Origin of the sequence: Bordetella tumbae, assembly GCF_965139195.1 — a bacterium.
GTDB classification, from domain to species: Bacteria; Pseudomonadota; Gammaproteobacteria; order Burkholderiales; family Burkholderiaceae_B; genus Bordetella_A; species Bordetella_A tumbae.
Map to the genome: position 1 here is coordinate 71,950 of NZ_CBCSJH010000005.1, position 21,329 is coordinate 93,278.

The 21,329-nt window shown below is 60.0% G+C and carries 16 protein-coding genes; 2 read left to right on the forward strand and 14 right to left on the reverse strand.

Annotated features, from left to right (window positions below; genetic code table 11):
- Positions 1-60 precede the first annotated feature (60 nt).
- Positions 61-468 (reverse strand): PEGA domain-containing protein (locus tag ACNA0J_RS08320; RefSeq protein ID WP_415818328.1); only part of this gene is annotated, 408 nt, incomplete at its 5' end.
- A 1,430-nt stretch (positions 469-1,898) separates the two neighbouring features.
- Between ACNA0J_RS08320 and ACNA0J_RS08325 the strand changes: the two genes are divergently transcribed.
- Positions 1,899-3,182, forward strand: coding sequence for an RNA-guided endonuclease TnpB family protein (locus tag ACNA0J_RS08325; protein WP_415818330.1), 1,284 nt, complete (start codon positions 1,899-1,901; stop codon positions 3,180-3,182).
- On the opposite strand, the gene tagF is transcribed toward ACNA0J_RS08325, so the two are convergent.
- The 5 genes from tagF to tssJ are packed head-to-tail and all read right to left on the reverse strand — an operon-like array spanning position 3,179 to position 10,748.
- The gene (tagF, locus tag ACNA0J_RS08330; protein ID WP_415818332.1) at positions 3,179-3,883 is read right to left on the reverse strand and encodes a type VI secretion system-associated protein TagF; all 705 of its coding nucleotides are present in this window, start codon (positions 3,881-3,883) and stop codon (positions 3,179-3,181) included. The two genes, ACNA0J_RS08325 and tagF, sit on opposite strands and share 4 nt — an antisense overlap.
- A gap of 12 nt (positions 3,884-3,895) precedes the next feature.
- On the reverse strand, positions 3,896-7,504 hold the full coding sequence (gene tssM / locus ACNA0J_RS08335) for a type VI secretion system membrane subunit TssM (protein WP_415818334.1): 3,609 nt from the start codon (positions 7,502-7,504) through the stop codon (positions 3,896-3,898).
- Positions 7,501-8,784, reverse strand: a complete 1,284-nt coding sequence (locus tag ACNA0J_RS08340) for a DotU family type VI secretion system protein (RefSeq protein ID WP_415818336.1) — start codon at positions 8,782-8,784, stop codon at positions 7,501-7,503. The genes tssM and ACNA0J_RS08340 overlap by 4 nt, the downstream gene beginning before the upstream one ends.
- Before the next feature lie 20 nt (positions 8,785-8,804).
- Positions 8,805-10,139 carry a type VI secretion system baseplate subunit TssK gene (tssK, locus tag ACNA0J_RS08345; RefSeq protein ID WP_415818338.1) on the reverse strand — a complete coding sequence of 445 codons (1,335 nt, stop codon included), beginning with the start codon at positions 10,137-10,139 and terminating at the stop codon, positions 8,805-8,807.
- Between the two features lie 54 nt (positions 10,140-10,193).
- Positions 10,194-10,748: a type VI secretion system lipoprotein TssJ gene (gene tssJ, locus ACNA0J_RS08350; RefSeq protein ID WP_415818340.1), complete on the reverse strand. Its 555-nt coding sequence runs from the start codon at positions 10,746-10,748 to the stop codon at positions 10,194-10,196.
- A 201-nt stretch (positions 10,749-10,949) separates the two neighbouring features.
- On the opposite strand from tssJ, the gene ACNA0J_RS08355 reads away from it, so the two are divergent.
- Positions 10,950-12,314: an FHA domain-containing protein gene (locus ACNA0J_RS08355; RefSeq protein ID WP_415818342.1), complete on the forward strand. Its 1,365-nt coding sequence runs from the start codon at positions 10,950-10,952 to the stop codon at positions 12,312-12,314.
- 25 nt (positions 12,315-12,339) lie between these two features.
- On the opposite strand, the gene tssH is transcribed toward ACNA0J_RS08355, so the two are convergent.
- The 8 genes from tssH to ACNA0J_RS08395 form a co-directional block, all read right to left on the reverse strand.
- Positions 12,340-15,114: a type VI secretion system ATPase TssH gene (gene tssH, locus ACNA0J_RS08360; RefSeq protein ID WP_415818344.1), complete on the reverse strand. Its 2,775-nt coding sequence runs from the start codon at positions 15,112-15,114 to the stop codon at positions 12,340-12,342.
- Positions 15,115-15,213: 99 nt separating this feature from the next.
- The gene (locus ACNA0J_RS08365) at positions 15,214-15,600 is read right to left on the reverse strand and encodes a DUF2195 family protein (protein ID WP_415818346.1); all 387 of its coding nucleotides are present in this window, start codon (positions 15,598-15,600) and stop codon (positions 15,214-15,216) included.
- Entirely contained in the window at positions 15,590-16,114 is a 525-nt protein-coding gene (locus ACNA0J_RS08370) for a DUF2778 domain-containing protein (RefSeq protein ID WP_415818348.1), read from the reverse strand. Before ACNA0J_RS08370 ends, ACNA0J_RS08365 begins: the two co-directional genes overlap by 11 nt.
- A complete protein-coding gene (gene tssG / locus ACNA0J_RS08375) occupies positions 16,111-17,295 on the reverse strand; it encodes a type VI secretion system baseplate subunit TssG (protein ID WP_415818350.1) in 1,185 nt (394 codons plus the stop codon). The genes ACNA0J_RS08370 and tssG overlap by 4 nt, the downstream gene beginning before the upstream one ends.
- A gap of 3 nt (positions 17,296-17,298) precedes the next feature.
- A complete protein-coding gene (locus ACNA0J_RS08380; RefSeq protein ID WP_415818352.1) occupies positions 17,299-17,955 on the reverse strand; it encodes a DUF3540 domain-containing protein in 657 nt (218 codons plus the stop codon).
- 32 nt (positions 17,956-17,987) lie between these two features.
- Entirely contained in the window at positions 17,988-19,892 is a 1,905-nt protein-coding gene (tssF, locus tag ACNA0J_RS08385; RefSeq protein WP_415818353.1) for a type VI secretion system baseplate subunit TssF, read from the reverse strand.
- The gene (gene tssE / locus ACNA0J_RS08390) at positions 19,892-20,455 is read right to left on the reverse strand and encodes a type VI secretion system baseplate subunit TssE (protein ID WP_415818355.1); all 564 of its coding nucleotides are present in this window, start codon (positions 20,453-20,455) and stop codon (positions 19,892-19,894) included. The genes tssF and tssE overlap by 1 nt, the downstream gene beginning before the upstream one ends.
- Positions 20,455-21,270: a type VI secretion system accessory protein TagJ gene (locus ACNA0J_RS08395; protein ID WP_415818357.1), complete on the reverse strand. Its 816-nt coding sequence runs from the start codon at positions 21,268-21,270 to the stop codon at positions 20,455-20,457. The genes tssE and ACNA0J_RS08395 overlap by 1 nt, the downstream gene beginning before the upstream one ends.
- Positions 21,271-21,329 lie beyond the last annotated feature (59 nt).

A 21,329-nucleotide genomic window follows, 5' to 3' on the forward strand; every position in this document is an offset into this window, starting at 1 on the left:
CCTGAAAGATCCACACAGCCCATGTTGGCGCCGCTCAGGCGCCAACATCCCCACCCGCCCTCACTCAAAGACGTGAGAAATACCTGCCGAACCGCCTGCGCCGACGTTAATGGTCGTCTGATAATCGGATGATGCAGGATTGCGAATCGTGACTTGGTGCCGCCCCGGCGGCAGCATTACTTGACCCAGCGGCGGACTGATTCCCCGCGAACGGCCGTCAATAATCACCTCGCCCCAGGGACGCACGCTGATCCGCACCGGAACCTGTGCCGCCGATGCCTTGGCTTGCTCCGCAGCTTTAGCTTCCGCGGCAGCTTTCGCCTCCGCCGCGGCTTTAGCCTGTGCGGCTGCGTCGGCATCCTGGCCGAGGGCTTGATTACCGTCCGTGACCGTTGACCCGTTTGCTGTGTCGGGGGATGCGCCGGTCGCGGGGAGCGATGTTGAAGCGCCATCTGCCCCCGCACCGGCNCCCGTCGTACCCGCAGCCGCGCCGTCATTGGACGGCGCTTGAGGACCGGGCCCAGTTTCAGTGCTCGACGCAGCTCCCGGGTTCACAACACTGTCGGGGCTCGATAAAGCATGTGGGGCAATCGCCCCTCCTGGCGCAACAGATGGGGAGGTCGACGCCCCCGTTCCCGCAGCATTCACGGACGAGCTCGAATCGGCCGCCCCGGTTTGCGCGCCCGCACCGCTAGCGTTGTCTGCTGCTGATGGCGCGTCCGGATTAGTCGTGGGCGAAGCACCTGAGTTAACCGCAGAAGATGTGTCGGGATTAGCCGCGGGCGATGTACCAGGCGCCGTCGCCGTCCCCCCGGCCGCCTCATTGGCACGCCCGCCACGCCCGAGATCGGACAAGGCGGGTGGCGCCGGAATCGGAGGTTCCGGTTGAGCCGGCGTGGGAGCCGGCTCCGTTCCCGCGCTGGCGGCGGGCTTTTGTCCGCTCGAAGCCGACAGCGGGCCATCGGGGCGCAACCACATATAGACCGCCAGCGAGATCGCCGCCAAGACTCCCAATAGAACGAGCAAGGGCACACGCGGTCCCGACTTGGCCCCTCCCGCTACCTTCGGAGCCATCATCGGAGGCGGACCGGCAGACGTGACAGCGGCCTCGACAGGCTGCTCCGTTTCTGGCTGCGTCTGCACTACGGGCTCCGGCTCATGCGCAGACGCCTGAGCTGGCTCAGGAGCCGGCGCTTGCGCTGTAGCGGGCGCAGCAACCGGTGCAACGGCCGAGACGGCCGGCTCCAAACCAAATGCACGGGCAAACGACTCGAGACTCGCTGGCCGAGCGGACGGCCTCATCGACAGCCCGCGGTCCACCGCCTCGAGAAACTCGGGGTCGTAAACACCAATATCACGACCCGCCAAGGGAATAGACACATCTTTGACGCAACGCTCCAGTGCAGATGGCGGGGCTTGCCCCACCAGCATCGTATGCGCCACAGCGCTCAAGGCATAAATATCTGTCCAAGGCCCGCAGGGCAAATCCGGATCGTCCGTGTATTGCTCAAAGGCCGCATAACCATCCATTCGGGCGGCGCTCTCTGCATTGGCAGCGGGCGTCAGCGGCGGAATCAACAAGTGAGCCTTGCCCGATGCATCCAAGCCGATCGTGCTCATAGCGATGCCACCATGCACACCGCCTTGCGCGTGCAATGGTTTGAGCAACTCGGCGACATCGGCCAACACTCTGCGGATCCGCGCCTGAGGAACGCCGCCGTTGGCCGCAGCGGCAATCACATTCAGAGATCGCAATCCAAGAGCATCGCTCGCAGACGCATCGCGCTTGGGCAAAGGGGTGGTCGCACTCATCCACTGCTCCGAGAAACCTCGGCATTCACGCCGGGGAGGTAAGGGGCGCAGCCGTAAGGCTGCAGAATTGGTCTGATTTGAGTTGATTGCTGGATAAATATCCAGTTTTCTGGTCTGGCGTGGATAGTATCTCGGGCATGCAAACCAAACGTGCCTACCGATTCCGGTTCTATCCGACGCCCGAGCAAGCGATCACGCTGACTCGCACGTTTGGTTGTGTTCGTGTGGTCTACAACCACATGCTTAGTCTTCGTTCGACAGCCTGGGCTGAGCGGCAAGAGCGGCTGGGATATCACGCGACGTCTGCTGCGCTGACGACGCTGAAAAAGCTGCCGAACTATGTCTGGCTGAACGAGGTCAGCAGTGTTCCGTTGCAGCAGACACTGCGCCATCTCCAAACGGCGTTTACCGGGTTCTTTGCCAGGCGAACGGGATATCCTCGCTTCAAACGCAAGGATGGCCCGCAATCGGCGGAATACACCGCCAGTGCCTTTCGATGGGATGGCCGTTCTCTCAAGCTGGCGAAGATGACTGAGGCGTTGTCCATCCGTTGGTCCCGTCAAATCCCTAAAGCCGCCAAGGTCACCACCGTTACGGTCAGCAAAGACCCGACAGGACGATACTTTGTCAGCCTGCTGTGCGACGACGTTATAGCGCGGAAAGCGCCTACGCCGAACTGTGTCGGGATTGATCTGGGCCTGTCTCATTTTGCGGTGCTCTCAACAGGAGAAAAAGTCGATGCGCCACAGATCTTTCGTAAGCATGAAGTTAAGTTAGCTACGCTACAGCGCCGCTTGGCGAAGAAGCAGAAGGGATCGGCTCGTCGTGCCAAGGCCAAACTGAAAGTCGCCAAGCTGCATGCAAAGATCGCAGACACTCGCAGAGATTTCCTGCACCAGCTTTCTACCCGGTTGATCCACGAGAACCAAGTGATTGCCGTAGAAAGCTTGTCTGTGTCCAACATGCAGAAAAACCGCTGCCTTGCTAAGTCCATCGGCGATGCCGGGTGGGCGGAATTTTTGAGACAGCTCGAATACAAGGCCCATTGGTATGGACGTGAGTTCGTGCGGGTAGATCGCTGGTACCCGTCGAGCAAGCGCTGCCACATGTGCGGGCACGTGTTACCAAAGCTGCCATTGAGCGTGCGACATTGGTCCTGTCGGCAATGCAACGCCGGCCACGACCGCGACATCAACGCGGCGCATAACGTATTAGCCGCCGGGCTGGCGGTGTTAGCCCATGGAGAAACGGTAAGACCTGAGTACATGAATGATGATGTGCAACGGCTCGGTTCGGTGAAGTGGGAATCCCTTTCCTTTAGGGAAGGGAGCAGTCAAACTCCGGACTCCAGACACCTGCTACGTCGCTAGCGCCATGCGGGCAGCGAGGCAAACAATCGGGTGAATAACGTGGCATTGAATGCCCCGCCGTGTATATACGTCTGTAATGCAGCCCCATCAATCTGATTCGTCCACCAATAGCTGGTATGCGAACTGGGGTTAAAGCAAAAAGGCAAATCGGGCCATGCCGTCAAACTGCGCGCCGCCACCGGCTCTGCCGCCGTTTCCAGACCCGCATTCAAGATATCCATGATATCGCTGCCGCTGGAGCGCGCCACCGGCTGCACAACACCGGGTATCTGGATCGTCTGCAACTCGCGATCGAACTGTTCCGTTACACAACCATGACGCACTGCGGTAAGAATGCTCGCGCCGATTTTGCGGTAATAGTCGCTCGCACCATCCAGGATGCTGCTGTGATAGTCGCTCTCGGCAATCGGCATCATCACGCACAAAGGATAGGCGCGCCCCACTCTGTCCCGGCTTGGCGCCAGGCAACCCAGCTGTGCTCCATGGCCGCTCGGTCCAGCCGGAATGGCGAAATTCCAGATCGGCGCCGACGCAAAACTGCGAGCCGCGCTGTCATCGGGCGCCTGCTTCATCGCCGCCAATCCATATTGCAGCCATCGGTCCCACCAGGCAATGAGTTCACGCGGCAAGCGACGATGGACAAAATCTCCCGATGCAGGAATCTTGCCGTACCACCCCAACTGTCCTCTTGCGTCGTCCATGGCGAGTCTCATCTAGCGGCCCGGGCAGGCGAATCCCTGCATCTCGGCGAGATTGAAGGGACTTTTGGCACTGCTCGCAGTGATCTCCAACACGACCTTGCGGCCATTAATATCAAACGTCGCTATCGTAATCTCAGGCGACGGGCCACGACTCAACTGCGCCTTGTCCAATAAACGGTTCAACGCCCACGGCCCCGAAGCAGACAGTCCTGCGCCTCCCGTTTGCGGCGTCAGTTCAATGCGCACCTGATTCGATCCTCTGGCCCCCGGCCATTGCACCGTGGTCGCAATCTGCGGACCATGTGCATAGCGCACGGCCTGGCCATCCACGTCCATCACGAATTGCGTAATCTGCGCATCCATTTCGATCGGACGAATTGCGACGCGGTAAGACGGTAACGGGCTGCTCGCCATGAAATACACATCGCGGATCACCCCTGCACGCTGGAACGAATCCAGATACGACGCACGCTCGCCTTTTTCACCGTCGATGCCAGGTTTAAAGCGCCACCGCGGGCCCGACACATCGATCTGTGTGGCCAACTCTTTCTGGAAAAACTCATCCATCATCCCATTGGGGCCAAACAAGCGTGCCATATCGTTCGGCGCCACATCGCGCGACGAGCTGCGCGCAAACGGATAACGTCCCGCGATCGATTGCCGGCAGAATAATCCGATGGTCGCCGACATCGTCTCGCCCATACGCTGGCGCGACGCCCCCGAGATCTCACCAGAAGCATTTACCGACATCGTATTGAGCACATCACGTATCGGCTCCGGCAATCGCCCGGCCTCGGCACGCAGCTTGGTCACAACATCCGAATTGGGTGCGGGGCTTGCGCTGCGCAGCGCCGCATCGGCGGCGGTCAAATACGTGTACAGATCGTTGATCAAACCCGTCGTGGCGGTAATCAGCGGAGGTCCACCTTGCGTTTCACTCTGGGCCAGGCGGCGATAGGGCTCGAAATGCAGGTCCACAATCCGCTCGAGCTTTTCATCCGTGGCATCGCTGCGGACTGCCGAGTTGGGTCCTGTCGGGCCAAACATCTGCTCCAACGCATCGCGGGTGCTGCTTACGCGTTCGCGGGCCTGGTCCATCAGCGAGCGTCCGTCACCGGTATCACGCAATAGATTTGTCTCGCGCGCAACGCCTTGCACCAGCTTGACCAACGGCGAATCCGGCGCGGACAGCGTGCGGGCAATCTGAATATTCTGCAGCAACGATGTTGCGGGCGCCAACTTCAGATCGTTCAAATAGGCATCCCACTGCTGCACATAGTCGTTCATGTACAACCGCTTGATATCCACGATCAACTGCTGCTGTGCCGCCTGATCCAACGCTCCTGGCGGGGCAATATTCAGCACCCAGGCATCATCCTGACGCAACAGCTCGGCCACCCGGTTTACCCGTTGATTGAAGACCTTCCAATAGCCATCGTAGCTATACAGCGAGGGGATTCCATCCGTCAGTGGCCTGCCGCTCTTGCGTACAAACACGGCGCTGGCCTGAGGCCCGCCCAGCGTCACCGCGGTCTGCTCCGGACCTTGATCCGTATTGGACAGCAATCGGCGCAGACGGCTATACGAGCGTTGCGCCAGTGTGTAATGCGCCAGCCGCTGACGCATCTGGGCGACCAACTCGTCATCACGCGGGAACGGTGATGACAACACACGCCCCTGCACCAGATTGCGTAAATGCAACGACATCAAATCATACTGACGCCGCGTATAGCCCTCAGGCAAAGTCTTTTGCATATCGGACAGCAGCCAAGCATGCATGAACTCTGCATCATAGTGATCCGGCTCATACAGCATCAGATACGCACGCAACGCCTCGTACGAAAACTCCAGATCATTCGGCGCTGCGGTACGCAACGCGCTTTCTACACGCCGTGCCACTTGTGGCAACAGCACCTGCTCCAGAGTATTTCGATATACCCCCTGGGCCGCGGACTGCATTTTCTGGCCTTGATACAGGCCAAACTGATACGTCAACGGCGGCGAGGCCAACTCAAAACTCGCATCGCGCGGCAAATACCACAGGCTATCCAAAAATGGCATCAACCCCAGCACATCCCCCGCACGCGTAATCTTGATGTCGCGCCCCAGCTTTTCTACCGTAGGCACGCGACGCTCGACTTCGGCGACGTACGTCTTGTTGTTGCGATAGCTGATTCCCCATCCGACCAACAAGGCAATCAACACCACCGTGATCAGGCCATAACCGGCCCAGTGCAGACGGCGATAGCGGCGTTCCCAGCGCAAGTTCCGGCCTGCCAGACCCGCCTCGCGAAAGATCACGTCCTGCAACACGCCTTTCAAGAAATAGCTGCGTCCGTCTTCCTCCGGGACAGCAGCTGCCTGCGCGGCACCGCCATCAATACGCAAGTAGCGCTTCAGATAGCCCGTTACTTGGTCAAACGTCTCTCCACCCTGTGTGCCGCTGGTGAAATACACCCCGCGTGGCACCAGCCGTGCCTCGAATTTCGACGTCGCAAACACATCGCTCAGGAACTGTCCGAGCACCGTCTGCAGCCCTGCGAACTGCTGCGGCAGCATATAGGCCAATGCCCGCCGAGCAGGATCCGTCTCGGCAGCCAGCACTTCAGGCAACGCATCATGCAAGCGGCGCTGCAGCAACTGATACTCAGTATGAAATGCCTCGTACAAATCGAAATCGGCTTCCTGCGTCCGGGTATACGGCAAGGTAAAGCCCCAGACCTGGGACAAATCCTCGCGGCTGAAGGAGCCGAAATATTCCTCGAAACCCGAGAGCAAGTCCGCTTTCGTGACCAGCACATACACGGGAAACTGAATACCGAGCTGTTCACGCAACTCCTGCAGACGACGGCGCAACACTGCGGCATGCTGCGCGCGCTCGGCATCCGAGGCGGCCAGCAAATCCTCCACGCTGATCGTCAACATGGCCCCGTTGATCGGTTGACGGCCGCGATACTTCGACAACAGGCCGAGGAATCCTTTCCATTCCTCTTCGTCTCCCGTCGCATCGCTTTCGTGAGTCGTGTAGCGGCCAGCGGTATCCAACAACACCGCATCATCGGTAAACCACCAATCGCAGTTCCGTGTGCCGCCCACGCCACGCAGCGCCACCTTGCCAAAACGATCCGCGAGCGGAAAATTCAGGCCCGAGTTCACCAACGCCGTCGTCTTTCCTGCCCCCGGCGCACCGATGATGACGTACCAAGGCAACTGATACAGATGCTGCTTGGAAAAGCGGGACAACGAAAATCGCCTTTTGTCGCCCTCAAAGCGCGTCTTGCGCAATAACTCCACGGCCTCGTTGAAACGCTCCTCGAGCTGACGAATCTCGGGGTTACCGGGTTCCGGCTCGACTTTCTTTTTGGCCGCAGGCTTGCGCAGCTGACCTAGCAACTGCGCATTCAATCGGCCCTCGCGCCATTTGCGCCAGATAATGCGCAACAACCAGAGCCCGAACAACACCGCAATCACAATGATGCGGGTCATCTCGCTTTCCAGAGGGCGAGTCGTGCCGATGGCCAACAGCGGCCCAGCAATCCAGATCAGCAAGGAAATCGCCACCAGGCCAAAGAAATTCCACAGCCCTCGGCTAAAGATAAAACTAAATACGTTATGAATCATTGCCGCGTACCCTCGACAGTTTCCCCTCGCGGCACCGGCGGCACCATCAGCGTTATCTCAACGCGACGATTGCGCGCGCGCCCTGCTGCCGTATCGTTGGGCGCAACCGGATCGGCATCGCCACGGCCCTCTGCCCGCACGCGGTTCGGCTGATTCAATCGGGCCTCCAGCAGATCCTTGACCGCATCTGCACGCTCCTGCGACAAATGCCAGTTCGATGGATAGCGCGCACTGCGTATCGGGACATTGTCGGAATATCCACGCACCAGAATATTGCCTTCGGTTTGACGCATGGCATCGGCCACGCGCGACAGCACCGGCAAATACTGATCTCTCACCGAGGCCGACCCCGACTCAAACAATCCGTCGCCGCGCAGCACGACCACACTGCGATCGACCTCATCACGCACAGTCACCAGGTCATCTCTGATCTCGGGCGCCAAAAACACGGCCAAACGCGGAGAAGACGCCGGCTGGCGTGTCGGTGCGATCTGCACCGTAGGCGGTCTCAGACTATTCACCGCAGAAAACACCACGTCAGACTGCCGGCTCAGACTCCAAGCCAAGGCCCAATAAATTGCCAATGCCAACACGGCAATCAGTGCACCAAACACCCATAACGGCACAGGCAAGCGCCGCAATTGCGTCTGGGCCGGCACGTCCTGCCAATGCGGCGACAAGGCCAGCGCATATTCGCCGCGGGCGCCGCGCAGAATCCGCAGCAAGCGTTGACGCAGCGTCTCCAGCTGCGAACGGCCATTATCGAGTACGCGATAGCGCCCCTCAAATCCCAACGCCAGGCAAAAGTACAGCAGTTCCAACAAGTCCAGATGCTGACCGGGATTCTGCGAGAGTTTCGCCAGCAACTGAAAAAACTTCTCCCCGCCCCAGGTCTCGTTGTGAAACGTCACGAGCAAACTGTGTGCGGACCACACCCCATTGCCCCCCCACGGGGTCAATGCGGCGGCCTCGTCCAAGGCGGTGCACAGGCAATATCGTGCTCCGAGAATAGTCTCGTTAGGAATACCCGCCTGTTGTGCACGCAACTCGAACTGTCGAATCTCATCGAGCAGATGCTCGCGCAGTATGGCTGGCGACGGGTGCGACGTGGTCGCACGTATCTGGGGGATCAAGTCCAGCAGTGGGTTCGCAGCAGCCACCAGTGGATTGGAACCGCTGATCACATACTCGTGTGGCCGCAAGCGACCGGAGGCCGAAGCGCCCCCTTCCGGAAGGCCCGACCCCATGGGACCGGGTAATGCAGAATCAGATGCGTGCATGATATCTCCGGCAGGCTACCCTAATCGCGCAAGGCCCAGAACTCCATGGACAGGCCCGGGAATTCACCCGCCAAATGCAACGCCAGAGCGCCCGTGCGCTCCAGCTGTTTCCAGAAATCGCCGCCCTTGTCGAGCTCGAAATACACATGGCCCGCGCTGTACGGAATCTGGCGAGGCGCTACCGGCAAAGCCCGTACCGTCACACCGGGCAACTGCAAATGCACCAGATCGCGAATACGTTCTACCGGGCCAATCTTGACCTGCGCGGGGAAACGCGAGCGCACCGTATCCGACGGCATATCCGCATGCACTGCCAGGATAAAGCCCGCTGTGCGCAGCAGTTCCAGATCGGGAATCTGCGCCACCTTCACCCCTTGGCCACGATCGTGCAGCGGGATCTGCAAAGCGTGCTGCTCCAACACTGCAGACAGCGAACGGCGCAACTCATCCATCAGGGTACCGAACGTCAACTGCAGATCGTCATGCTCATAGGTCGGCAGTACCTCCGGCCGTCGCGTCGCGGCGGTATAAGTCGCCAAATCGCACGCCAGCATCAGCCAGTCATGAAACAGCCGTTCGGGATGCAGCCAAGTTGTCTGACGGGTGTGCCATAACGACCCGATATAGCGATTGACCGTCTCCAACAGCATGAAATCGGAGACTTCGGACACGCCGCCGCGGCCAGGTTGCGACAAACGCATCGCCAGCGCCTCGCTGCGCGCCTGCAGCAGGCCGTAAAGCTCCTGTACAAAACCCAGCAACAAGGGATGAGCCCCCACCGACAGCCATGGGGCAATGTAGCGCTCATCCAGCACGACCCGGTTGTCCGCGCGGCGCTCAATGACGCGCACCACCCCCAGGCCCAGCCACTCGTCACCCATATCGGTCTCGAGCATCAAACGCAAGCGCAGACGCCCCACCTGCAGCAATGCAGGCTCCAATCCCACCGATCCCGAATCGGCAACCTCCAGCTCTTGCACAAGGTACCGCGCCAGCGAATCGGCTTCGTCCTCGTACTGCACATCGGTGGCCCCGGGCCGCACACGCGGCAAGGCCAACATGACGCGGACGTCCTGCACCGAGCCTGGCACATCTAAAGCTTCCGGCGCATCATCGGGATGAGAAAAATCGAACGGCGTGCCGTCGGGCAAGACGCCGCTGGCCTGCGTCATCACCAGCTTGCCGATCGCCAACGCATCGCGATCCAGCACCAGATGACTGAAGCCCCAGGAAAACCCCTGCAACGCCGCAGTGCGCTGCTTTAACGCACCATCGAGATAACGTTCGAATTGTTGAAAGTGTTGGGGACGCAGAAACATCCCCTCTGACCAAATGACCTTGTTCTTCTCTGCCATGGTTATGCTTGCAATAGGGTTGGAGTCAGACCGCGGGCAGCGCGAGCCATGCGCCTAGAACGGCCACCACGATCTATCCCGATCCGTGACAACCACTTCGTTATCTTTGACAGAGACCTTGATCGTCTCTTCGTTGGGTGAAAACTGCCATACTTTGAAGATGTTCGTTTTCTGCGCCTCGGGCAACTCCACAGCCAGGCGCCATTGGCTTTTCTCTAGATCGCGATACGCCGCGACGATACCCACCATACGGGCTTCGGTGTTGCCCGAATAGTGCAGGGTCTTTGTTTCGCCAGGACGCAGCACCACCTGATCCGAATTCAGCAGCTCTTTGCCCAACGCGACCTGGGGATCAGATTGCAGTGCAAAAAAATCGCGGGAACTGAACGCGCTCGTGGAGCTCAACTCATAAATAGTGATCTGCACAGGAGACGGCCGCCCGTTGATATCAGGGTTTACCTGCTTATCAGCCGTCAACTCAATGGCATACGGCACCGCAACACGGCTCGCCGTGGAAGAACAGCCCGCGATCACCAGCGAGAAAATCATCAGCAGCCCTATGCGCAGGGCTTTCCCAAGCGCAGTCGAGGTACTACGGAACACCATCATTCGCGGCACGCCTCCCTAGCTTATGAATAAACCGACTATATCAAGCGAAAAATAAGAAACTGTCGTGTAAATACAGAAACAGTTACGACTGTTACGCTCATGGCGAAAAAAACCCGAGCCGATTAATTTTCATCACTCCCCGTCATCACTTCTACCTACCAGGGTCGTTATCATTGGATCATCTGCATTGGAGATCTCTGCATGAAACTCACCGTTCAGCAACGCCCCGAAGACTCCGGCTTCATCACACCCTGGTCCGCGGTATTCAAAGCCCCGGGCGGCACGCTGGGACGGTCGGCAGACAATCACCTCGTCCTGCCCGATCCCACGCATGGCATATGCCGTATCCAAGCAGCCGTGCGCATCAGCAACGATGCCTGCTACCTGGTGAATCTCAGCAGCATGAGCAGCGTCAGTATCAACGGCCGCGCCATTCATCGAGACCAGGAGGTGCCGCTCTCCCTCGGCGACGAATTGGTGATCGGCTCCTATAAGCTCAGAGCAGAAGACCCGCTTGCCCCCACCGTCGAGAACACCGCAGCATCGGCAGACGGATTCACGACGCTGAATGCGGGGCAAACCCCGCTCTCGGCAGAACCGGACCCTCTGCTGGAAAGCCCGTTGCTCGACCTTGCAGCGATAGCACCAACGCCCACACCACCTCGGGAAAACCCGACTCCTATCTCGCTAACCACCTCAGCACCTCCCTCGCCTCCATCAGTATCATCGGCGCCTGTCGCCCTCGCCACGGCCAGTGTCGCGATGACCGCTGCTGCAGAAGCCGCAGCCCCGCTCACCGCCGCCCAGCCCGAGCCCGACACCACGGCTCAGTCCGACAACGCACCCTCCTCACATATCGAGGACACGGCAGCCGTCGCCGAGGCCCACACTACTACTACAACTGCTGCAGATACCACTGCAACGGCCCCCTTGAACGAGGATATTCCTCAGCCCGCGGACGAGGCCATTGCCCCGTCGCCACCCACAACACACTTCGCAGAACCCGCGGCCACGGACGCCGTTACTGATACGGCAGCCGTGTCCAGTCCACCGGTCGCCGAGGAACGCTTGTTCGACGAACCGTTTGCCAATACGTCGGCTGCTGATACCTCATCCACCGACGTTTTCAGCGACCTGTTCGGCCCTGGCACCCTCCCGGTCGGGAGCGTACCCGATGTTTCCGCGCATCCCTTCGATATGGAATCCGCACAAAACCGCAACCCTGAAGACCCCTTACGTCATTTGCCGCGCGGCGATGCCAATGTTTCCGGTCCCCTGCGCGATCCACTGGACCTGCTGGACTCTCACGAAGGCGATGACGTGCACAACGTATTTTCAGATCAAACGCCCTCGACCCTGCCCTCAGATGATCCGCTGGCCCCGCATCGACTGGATCCCGTCAGCGAGGCTCTGCGCAACACGCAGGATCACGATAATCAGGGCTGGGCCGCACGCGATCATTTACGCGAATATGGTGGCTACCTGCGCCCTGCACGCGTGCAACAGCCCTCTCCTGCATCTGACGATAATACCGGCCAAAAAACAGACACGCCTCGCCGCAAGTAACTGCGCTGCAGGCGCGCCCGCACACTCAAGACTGCGATTCGTACTCGTACTGAAACTCGCCATCAGCCGCCAGCAAACTGACTGCACGCACATTGCGCCCATCCATTGATGCCGTCAGCAACTCGTGGCTGATCTGCGGCAATACCGTATTCGTCAGGATTGCATCCACCATGCGTCCGCCCGACTCGACCTCGGTGCAACGCGCCACCACCAGCGCCGTCGCCCCAGGACTGACCGTCAACGTAATGCCGTGGTTATCCCGGAGCCGTTGGCGGATTCGCTCAAACTGCAGATCCACGATACGGGCCAGCATCTCGTCAGAGAGCGGCAAATAGGGCACCGCCACCAGACGCCCCAGCAATGCCGCAGGAAACGCCTTTAACAGCGGTTCTCGCAAGGCTGAGGCCAAACCATCCGCATCCGGCATCAGATCCGGATCCTTGCACAGGCTGCTGATCAACTCTGTACCGACATTCGAAGTGAGGATGATGACGGTATTGCGAAAATCGATGTAGCGGCCTTCGCCGTCTTCCATCCAGCCTTTGTCGAAGACCTGGAAAAAAATCTCATGCACGTCCGCATGGGCCTTTTCCACCTCGTCGAGCAACACGACGCTGTAGGGACGGCGCCGCACGGCTTCAGTCAGTACGCCGCCCTCGCCGTAGCCTACATAGCCCGGCGGCGCGCCCTTCAGCGTGGACACCGTATGCGATTCCTGGAACTCGCTCATATTGATCGAGATCAGATTCTGCTCGCCACCGTACAGGGCCTCGGCCAAGGTCAATGCCGTCTCGGTCTTGCCCACGCCACTGGGGCCGCACAGCAAGAACACGCCCACCGGCTTGTTGGGATCGGTCAGGCGCGCACGGGACGTCTGAATACGCCGTGCGATAGCCTCCAGACCATGCCGTTGTCCAATGACCCGCTGTTCCAGCGTATCTGCCAAACGCAATACCGAATGGGCCTCGTCGCGTACCATGCGGCCCACAGGGATGCCGGTCCAATCGGCAACGACGGATGCCACCGCGGCGGCATCCACGGCGGGGTAAATCAGCGCTTGTTCGCCCTGACGGCGCGCCAGTTCCTCTTGCGCCTGCGCCAACTCGGCACGCAATTGCGCAGGGGCCACCGTGGCGGCCGGGCTCTGCGCCGATGCATCAGCCGCAGCCGTTGCACTCACTCCAGCAGCATCGGCCGCGTCAGCGGCGCGCACCGTCGATGCTTCACCCGCGACAGCCTCACTGCCAGCCGTTGCGCCTGTCGGCTCACCATCGTGCGCATTCGACGCATCCAGCGCCTGCCTCAACGCAAACACCCGCTCAGCCAGCTCACGTTCGGCCTCCCAGCGTTGCACCAGTTCGCTCTCTTGTGCACGTGCTTGTTCGAGACCCGTCCCGACCTGGGCCACCCGGTCTTCCTCGCCCGCACCCAAGTGCGCCTCGCGCACGGCGATACGCTGCTCGATTTCCAGGGCTTCGATACGGCGACGCGCATCTTCCAGTGCAGCAGGCACCGCATGTTGGCTCACGGCAACGCGAGCGCACGCTGTATCCAGCAAGGCAACCGCCTTGTCAGGCAATTGCCGGGCAGGAATATATCGATGCGATAACGACACCGCCGCCTCGATCGCCTCGTCCAGCAACAACACCTGATGGTGCGCCTCCAGCGTCGCGGCCAGGCCGCGCAACATACCTACCGCCCGAGGTTCGGCCGGTTCATGAATCTGCACCACCTGAAAACGCCGGGTCAGCGCCGGGTCTTTCTCGATGTACTTTTTGTACTCCGACCAGGTTGTTGCGCCGATCGTACGCAACTGGCCACGCGCCAATGCAGGTTTGAGCAGATTGGCCGCATCGCCGGTACCCGCTGCGCCGCCTGCACCTACCAACGTGTGAATCTCATCGATAAACAACACGATCGGACGAGGACTGGATTGCACCTCGTCAATCACGCCGCGCAGACGCTGCTCGAATTCGCCCTTGACGCCGGCCCCAGCCTGCAACAGCCCGATATCCAGCAGCAGCAGAGAAACCTCACGCAGCGGAGGCGGCACGTCGCCACTGGCCAGACGCAAGGCCAGGCCCTCCACCACCGCCGTCTTGCCTACACCGGCTTCGCCCGCCAGCAAGGGATTGTTCTGCCGGCGCCGCATCAGAATATCGACGATCTGGCGAATTTCCTCATCCCTTCCGGACACAGGGTCGATTTCGCCCGCACGGGCCTTGGCAGTCAGGTCGACCGCATACTTCGCCAAAGCGGAACCACCGCCTTCGACGGATGCCGGTGCCCCCGAGTCAGTCTCCACCGGCTGCGCCGTGGCATCCTCAGGCGAACCATGCACGATGGCGTCCAACTGCTCCAGCAACACATCCGGCACAATGCGTGAAAACTGGTCGGACATCCCCAGCAGCACGTTGCGCAAGGCATAAGTCTTTACCAGACCCGCGATCAAATGCCCGCCGCGAATGCGTCCGGCACCATAGCGCAGCGATCCGAGCACCCAGGCTCGTTCAACGGCATGATCAATATGCTCCGACAGATCGGATACTGACCCCGCACCGCGTGGCAGTTGATCCAGCGCCTGTGTCAGATCGGCCTGCAGCATCCCCATATCAACATCAAACCGACGCGCGATGCGATGCAGATCGCTATCCTGCGTGTGTACGATCTGGTGTATCCAGTGCACCAGTTCAACGTAGGGATTACCTCGCAGTTTGCAGAATGAGGTCGCCCCCTCCAGCGCCTGGTATAGCAGCGGATTGAGCTTGCCAAACAAATCTATGCGGCCAATGTCAGACATATCGTTGTGTTGTACCCAGCGTGAAAGCGAATCTGCCCGCCAGCATCATCCGGCAGGAATCAAACAGGAAAATCAATCAAGTGCCATGCTCGAGCAACGTCAATCCGGTCCTGCGCAAGCCAACGATAGCACCACACCGCGATCCCCCAGCAATTGCTCACTGCTGGCCAATGTCAGCGGCTGCACTCCCGACTCCTTGACCAACAAGGCGCCGCGCTGCAAAAAGCTGCGATATCCTCCTTCCATCTCTACCTGCGAGGTATACGTCGCAATAGCAGACTTGCAGCCACATTCCCCGATTGGCTTTTTGACAGTGAGGGTGGCTTCAGTCACCACCTGTTTTCCGGTTGTCGTGCGCACGCCTGGCTGCAAGGTTACGCATTGCGCCAGGGCATTCTCGACTTTGATCGGCCCGGCCGCTTGTGCCGCCGTGCCGATCAGGGCGGCCGCCAACAACACCGCCAGGCATCGTGCATTATTCGACAAGCGTGCCTCCATTGGTCTGGCGCCCGGCCACATAATCGACCTTGATGATCATCGTCGAACGCCCTCGGCCGCCACGCGCATACGTGCGCAGCAGCGGAAAGATACGGCCATCGACTTCGATGCATCCATGACTGAATCCCTTGGTCGAATCATGCAGATAGAACCCGCCGCGCACCGGAGAGCAACGATTACGCGTGGCCGTATCGGCAGGCTCCATCCGTGCGCGATTGACGCCCCAGTTGGCCCAATACGGTTCGCACGCGCCGGCAGAAGCGCCACGCGGGATCGTCTGAATTCCCCACGCCGGCTGCAACGCGCAAGCGCCGCGCCCATCGTCCTGCGCCGCGCCCTGATCCGCCAGGAATATCTTGTACAGCCCGGGCGGCACCGGGCCAGCATCCGGTGTGCACGATTCCGACGGAATCTGTGATCCGCGCATCCCGCTTGTCGCACGGAATTTTCCATGGCCTGGCCAATGCAGTACCTGGCCATCGTAGAACATGTCATGCGTCACGATCTCGCCTCCTCGGGCTGCGATGTTGCGGCCGCCTGGCGTGCATCACGCTTTGCACGATCACGGCCTTCATAATCCAGTAGTAAATCGCGAGCATCACCTTGCTCTGCCCGGCGCTTACCCAGCCAGGATGACAAACCCAAGGGTTGCTGCTCGCCCAATTTGACCCCGCGCACGTCCTGCCGCTTGAGCACCGGCCGGACATCCCACGCCAGTTCGACACCGATGTAGTCGCGCACCCAATGCAGCAATTGTTTGGCGCGTCTGCCGCCAGGCAAAAAGCTGGCGTAATCGGCCCGCGTCAACGGCCCCAGCTCGATGCGGAACTTGTGCTGCGCGTCCCGCACCGCCGCCCCGAGAATCGTGTCCTGCCCTAATCCCATGGATCCACCCAGCCCTAATCGCTGCGAGGGATCCAGCCGTATCCACTGCGGCACAAATTCCGCAATACGTACCGGCACGGAGAAAAACGTCTGCAGAATCTGCTTTAACCCTTCGGGATTCCGGGTTTGCCGCAACAAATGGCCCGCCATGAAAAACTTGGCGTGATCCATCACCGCGTCGCGCCTGGCCAGCGAAGGCATGCCCATATGCAGCAAGCTCGCCACATAGCGGGTAAAACGGGCTTCTTTCCGATCCAGGCTGACCGTGCTCTGCGCATCGGCCCATGCCCGATAAAACAACAGGATCAACCGGTGATGAAAGACATCGGCAAAGCCCGACAACGTTCGATCGCCATAGTGATGCATGCGCTCGCGTGCATACTCCGTCAAATGCAGCGGCAGCGGACCATTCGGACCGAACAGGCCAAAGCTGTAGATCGAGAGTTCAGGCGGCCGGTTTCCGCGCCCAAGCGCGACCGAAGCCAGCGTCGATGGCGCAAAAGCCATCGACGGCTCTTGCCTCAAGCGTACGGGCTCATTGCGCGCGACCGTATCGCGGCCTAGCGGCAAACGGGCGCCGGCCCGTGCATCGATCCAGCGCAACGTATGAAACAGATCGTGGGAATACGGGTCCTGCGACAATGCCCGCCAGAACTCGGCCGGCATGCCCGGCAGCGTGCCGTTGGATGGTGGCAACGTCTGTGGCGCCTGCTGATCCGCTTCGGTCGCAGCGGGTTGCGACCCTGACATTTCGTCGGCCGTCGCTTGTACCCCTGCCTGCGCCATCGTGTCTGTCATCCGTCAGCCCATGTGAATCTGCTTGGCGTCCACCTTCACGAGCTTCTCGCCGGTCACCATGGTGTACGACGCATGCAATCGCGCGCTCTTGTCGGCGCGATAGTCCAACGACCCGGCGCGCACATGTTCGACCTCCTCCGCCGCACGGAACGTCACGCGCGACAAGAACGACAGCCGATCCATGATGGCCTCGTATACCTTGCCCACGACCCGCGTAGACCCGACCGTGGCCGTCACCTCTGCGCCGAGATATTTCATTTTTTCCGTGACGAAGCTGGCTTCTTTCGCCTGCAGCGCCAACGACACAGTATCGATCTTGACCGCGTTCTGTCCGGACACATTGACATCCGTTGCCCCTTCAAGAGACACGCTGCCCGTGCGCGAACGCAGTACGACGTCGCCCACCGTCTCGAGCTGCGCACGCTGCGGATCCGCCTGCTCAACTACAGCGATCAGATATACGCGAGACGCCTCAGGACCACTGATCAGCACATGATCCCCCTCTTGCGGCACCAACAAGCAACTGGCGGCCAAGCGCGTGCGCCACTGGTGGCCATCACACTCGACAACAAAGCCACCGTCGTCATCACGATGCAACACCGTGCCAATTAAATGCACCGGATCGTAGACCGGATACTGACGTTTCGCAGCGGTATTCATGGCACGACTCCTTTCTATCAACCTTGACAGCCCTATACGGCGGGCCGCGCCCCCATGCGAGGCTTCCAGCGGGCGATATCGCCGCGCTGCAATGTAGACAACACCAATTCCGACATCATATTGATCGATACATGCCGGGCAAAAAATTGTTCCAGTACGGCGCCGAACAAATACGGACTGATGCCCGAAAACGCAGCCTCGTCGACTTGCATACTGATACGAACGCCTCGTCCGTACACAATAGGACCAGGCAGGGGCAGACGGTGATGCATCGGATCCGCACGCACGTGACGTACACCGCCTATGTGCTTACGCACGACAGGATCGGCCAGATTGCCGTACACATTCAACATTTCGCGCAGCGTCTGGGCGCCCTGCTCCGCGTCCAGGTCCATCAAACTCAGGTAGTTCAGACCCAAGTGGCTGATCAGATGCCACGTCGCAGCATGCTCTGCCAACGCAGCGTGCGGACGGGTCGGACCGTGCAGCACCTTTACCGCACCGACTGGCGCCGATACGCGCAAGGTGAAATCCGTATCCGTTCCCAGCGGCAACAACATCGCCAGATCCCGATTCGTGCACAGCGTATCCAGCGTCAGATGACGCAGTTGACCGGAAAACGGCACCTCATTCCGGTCTACGAGCGACACAAACACCTCGCTGCCGATATACCCCGTACGTGTGCCGTTGCGTTTTGCCTGCTCAGATAACAAGCGCGGCTCACGACGCGTCGAGTAATACGCACCGTAATCATCCGGGTCCGACCCGAGCGTCCCGTAAAACGGCCTGAACTCCTGCTCGGGCCGCTCTGCCGAGGCATGCCCCAACACCTGGGTTACCCCAAACACCTCATAGTCCAATGGGCGCGTACGATCCACGACCAAGTGGTATTCGCTCGTACGCGAGGTCACTGCAATACGATCGGCACGCTTGGGAAACAGATTGATGATAGGCGCACAATGCAACGCCAGATGCTCCGCCGCAATGGCGCCTTCCAGTTCCGGCGCCGCAACGGAAAACAAGAACGTCAGATCAAAACTGCGTGTCTCGCGGCGAGTACTTCCCGACAAGGGCGGCGTACGCAAGCCGCGTTTCAGATCGTTCACACTGAAAAACAGGAAGCGGCGCGGAAATGCAAAATATTCCTGCAGCAAACGATACCCTTGAAACACGCGGGAATCGGCCGGCAGCAATGCCTGATCGTCGTCAAATCCCTCATGGCGTATCGACGAGGGAGACAGCTTGTTGATCCAACTGACCGGCCGCTGCGTATCGTGCCCCAGCACCGCCACGGTATGGCCCATCAGGATTTCCAACAAGCGCTGCATCTGCAGATCCTGGCCCGCCAGGTGAAACACGAGCTGGTCGAGATCCATGTCTTCCAGACGCACACCGCCGCAGACCTCGATGCGAATTCGCAAAGCGCTCAGCACGCGGCTATTGCGTCCGCCCAATCCGAGCCGGGCCAAGGGCAGATCCGGCGGCGTCCCCGTGAACTCGGCCTGCGTCACACGCAGCGGCCACAGACGCACCTCATGGCCCGTCATGAATTCGCACGGTGTCTGCTCGCCGCGCGGCACACGTCCGCGCAACAACGTCCCTCGTGGCAGATCAAAGCCGCGGGCCAGCGTCCCCTCGTTCATGCTGGGAGAGAACTGCACCACCGCCATCGCAGGCGTAGGCGCGAGGTAATTCGGATACACCACCTCCAACAGGCGCTGCGAAAACCGCGGGAACTCGGCATCCATCTTCAGATGGATACGCGCCGTCAGAAAGCTAAACCCCTCAAGCAGCCGCTCGACATAGGGATCCGCCACCTCAGTGCCATGCATCCCCAGACGACCGGCGACCTTGGGGTACATCTGGGCAAACTCGGCGCCCATTTCCCGCATGTACACCAACTCGCGGTTGTAATAGTCGAGCAAGCGCGAATCCATCAGGCAACACCCCCCAGGTCGCGCAGGTCCATATGACCGCTTTCCAGATCAATATCCGTACGAAACAGGAACTCCATGGGATGCGGCACGCACCACAGCATGCCCTTGATTTCCAGGCTCAGCACATTGTGATGCTCCAGCGTACCGGTATCTGTCACGCACCGGACCTCGACCGACGAATCCAGGATACGAGGCTCGAACGCCGCGATCGCATTACGAATCGAATCCTCGACGTCGATCCAGTCGATCTCCGACATGCGCTTGCCTGCCATGGCCCGTACGCCGAAATTCAATGTCGATTCCGGCACAGACGGATACGACGATAAATCATCCGTGGTCTGTAAATTGACGGTATTGAGCAGCCAGCGCAGATCTCGCAGCACGGCAACCCGCAGCTCATCATGAGTCAGCATCGACGCTTCGCGAGGCTCCTGCCGTTTGGATGGATCGTTATCCATCAAGCGATCCAACAGCGACGGCTGCAAACGATCCCGAGCCACGCGCTCACTGCGCGGCAACTGCTCCCAGGGACGCAGGCTCGCCGTCGACTCAGATACTGCCATCAGCGCATCTCCAGCGACCGGATATCCAGCAATGCGTATTCCCCCTGATCGGTCATCCACATTTTTTGCCCCACGCCGGCATACATCTCGCCTTGCAGGGGATGCCAATCTGTCATTCGACCGAGTTTCACCCCGTCCGGCAAATCAGCGAATACTTGTCCCGGCAGGGCCGGATAGCGCGCGGGGATCAGGCCGTATTGGGTACGGCCTTCGTCGAGCGTCACTTCCGCTTGTGCCCACACCACATCGCACAACCCTTCGGGTGGCAACAGCCGCACCTCGCGCAACGCCGAGAACGGGAGCCAGCCATAACGCCCCGCCGACATGAATTCAAAAACCGGCCCCAGACGACTGTCGCCATCGCTGATCCACTCGAACGTCGCCGCGGCATCATCCATGGACACCGTCAATGTCCCGGCTCGGGATTCGGCCGCCTCATAAGCACGTTCACGCAATTGCGCCGCTTCCTCCGGCGCATCAGCATCACAACTCAAAGCTCTCCATAAATCAGCGAACCACGAGGGTGCCTCACCAAACGCGGCCGGCTGTTCCTGGCCGATCAACACGCGCTCGCGTTGACGTTCAGCGGCAATCGCCTGCTCATACAAGATGGCAGTAGGCTGCGCCTGCGCATTCAACTGGGCAGACAACTTCAATTGTTCGGATGCTCGTCCCCAATCACCCTGCACAACCATCAACTGGAACAACTGCGCCCGCAAATCAGCGTCCGCCGGTTGACGACGTATCTGGGACTGGATCGTCTCCAGATGCTGGGACAAGCTGCTTTCACGCAACGCAACGGCAGGTCTGATCATAAGAAAGCACCGCAGACAGAAAACAAAGTCGACGGTCGATCCGAAAATCGCCCGTCGCC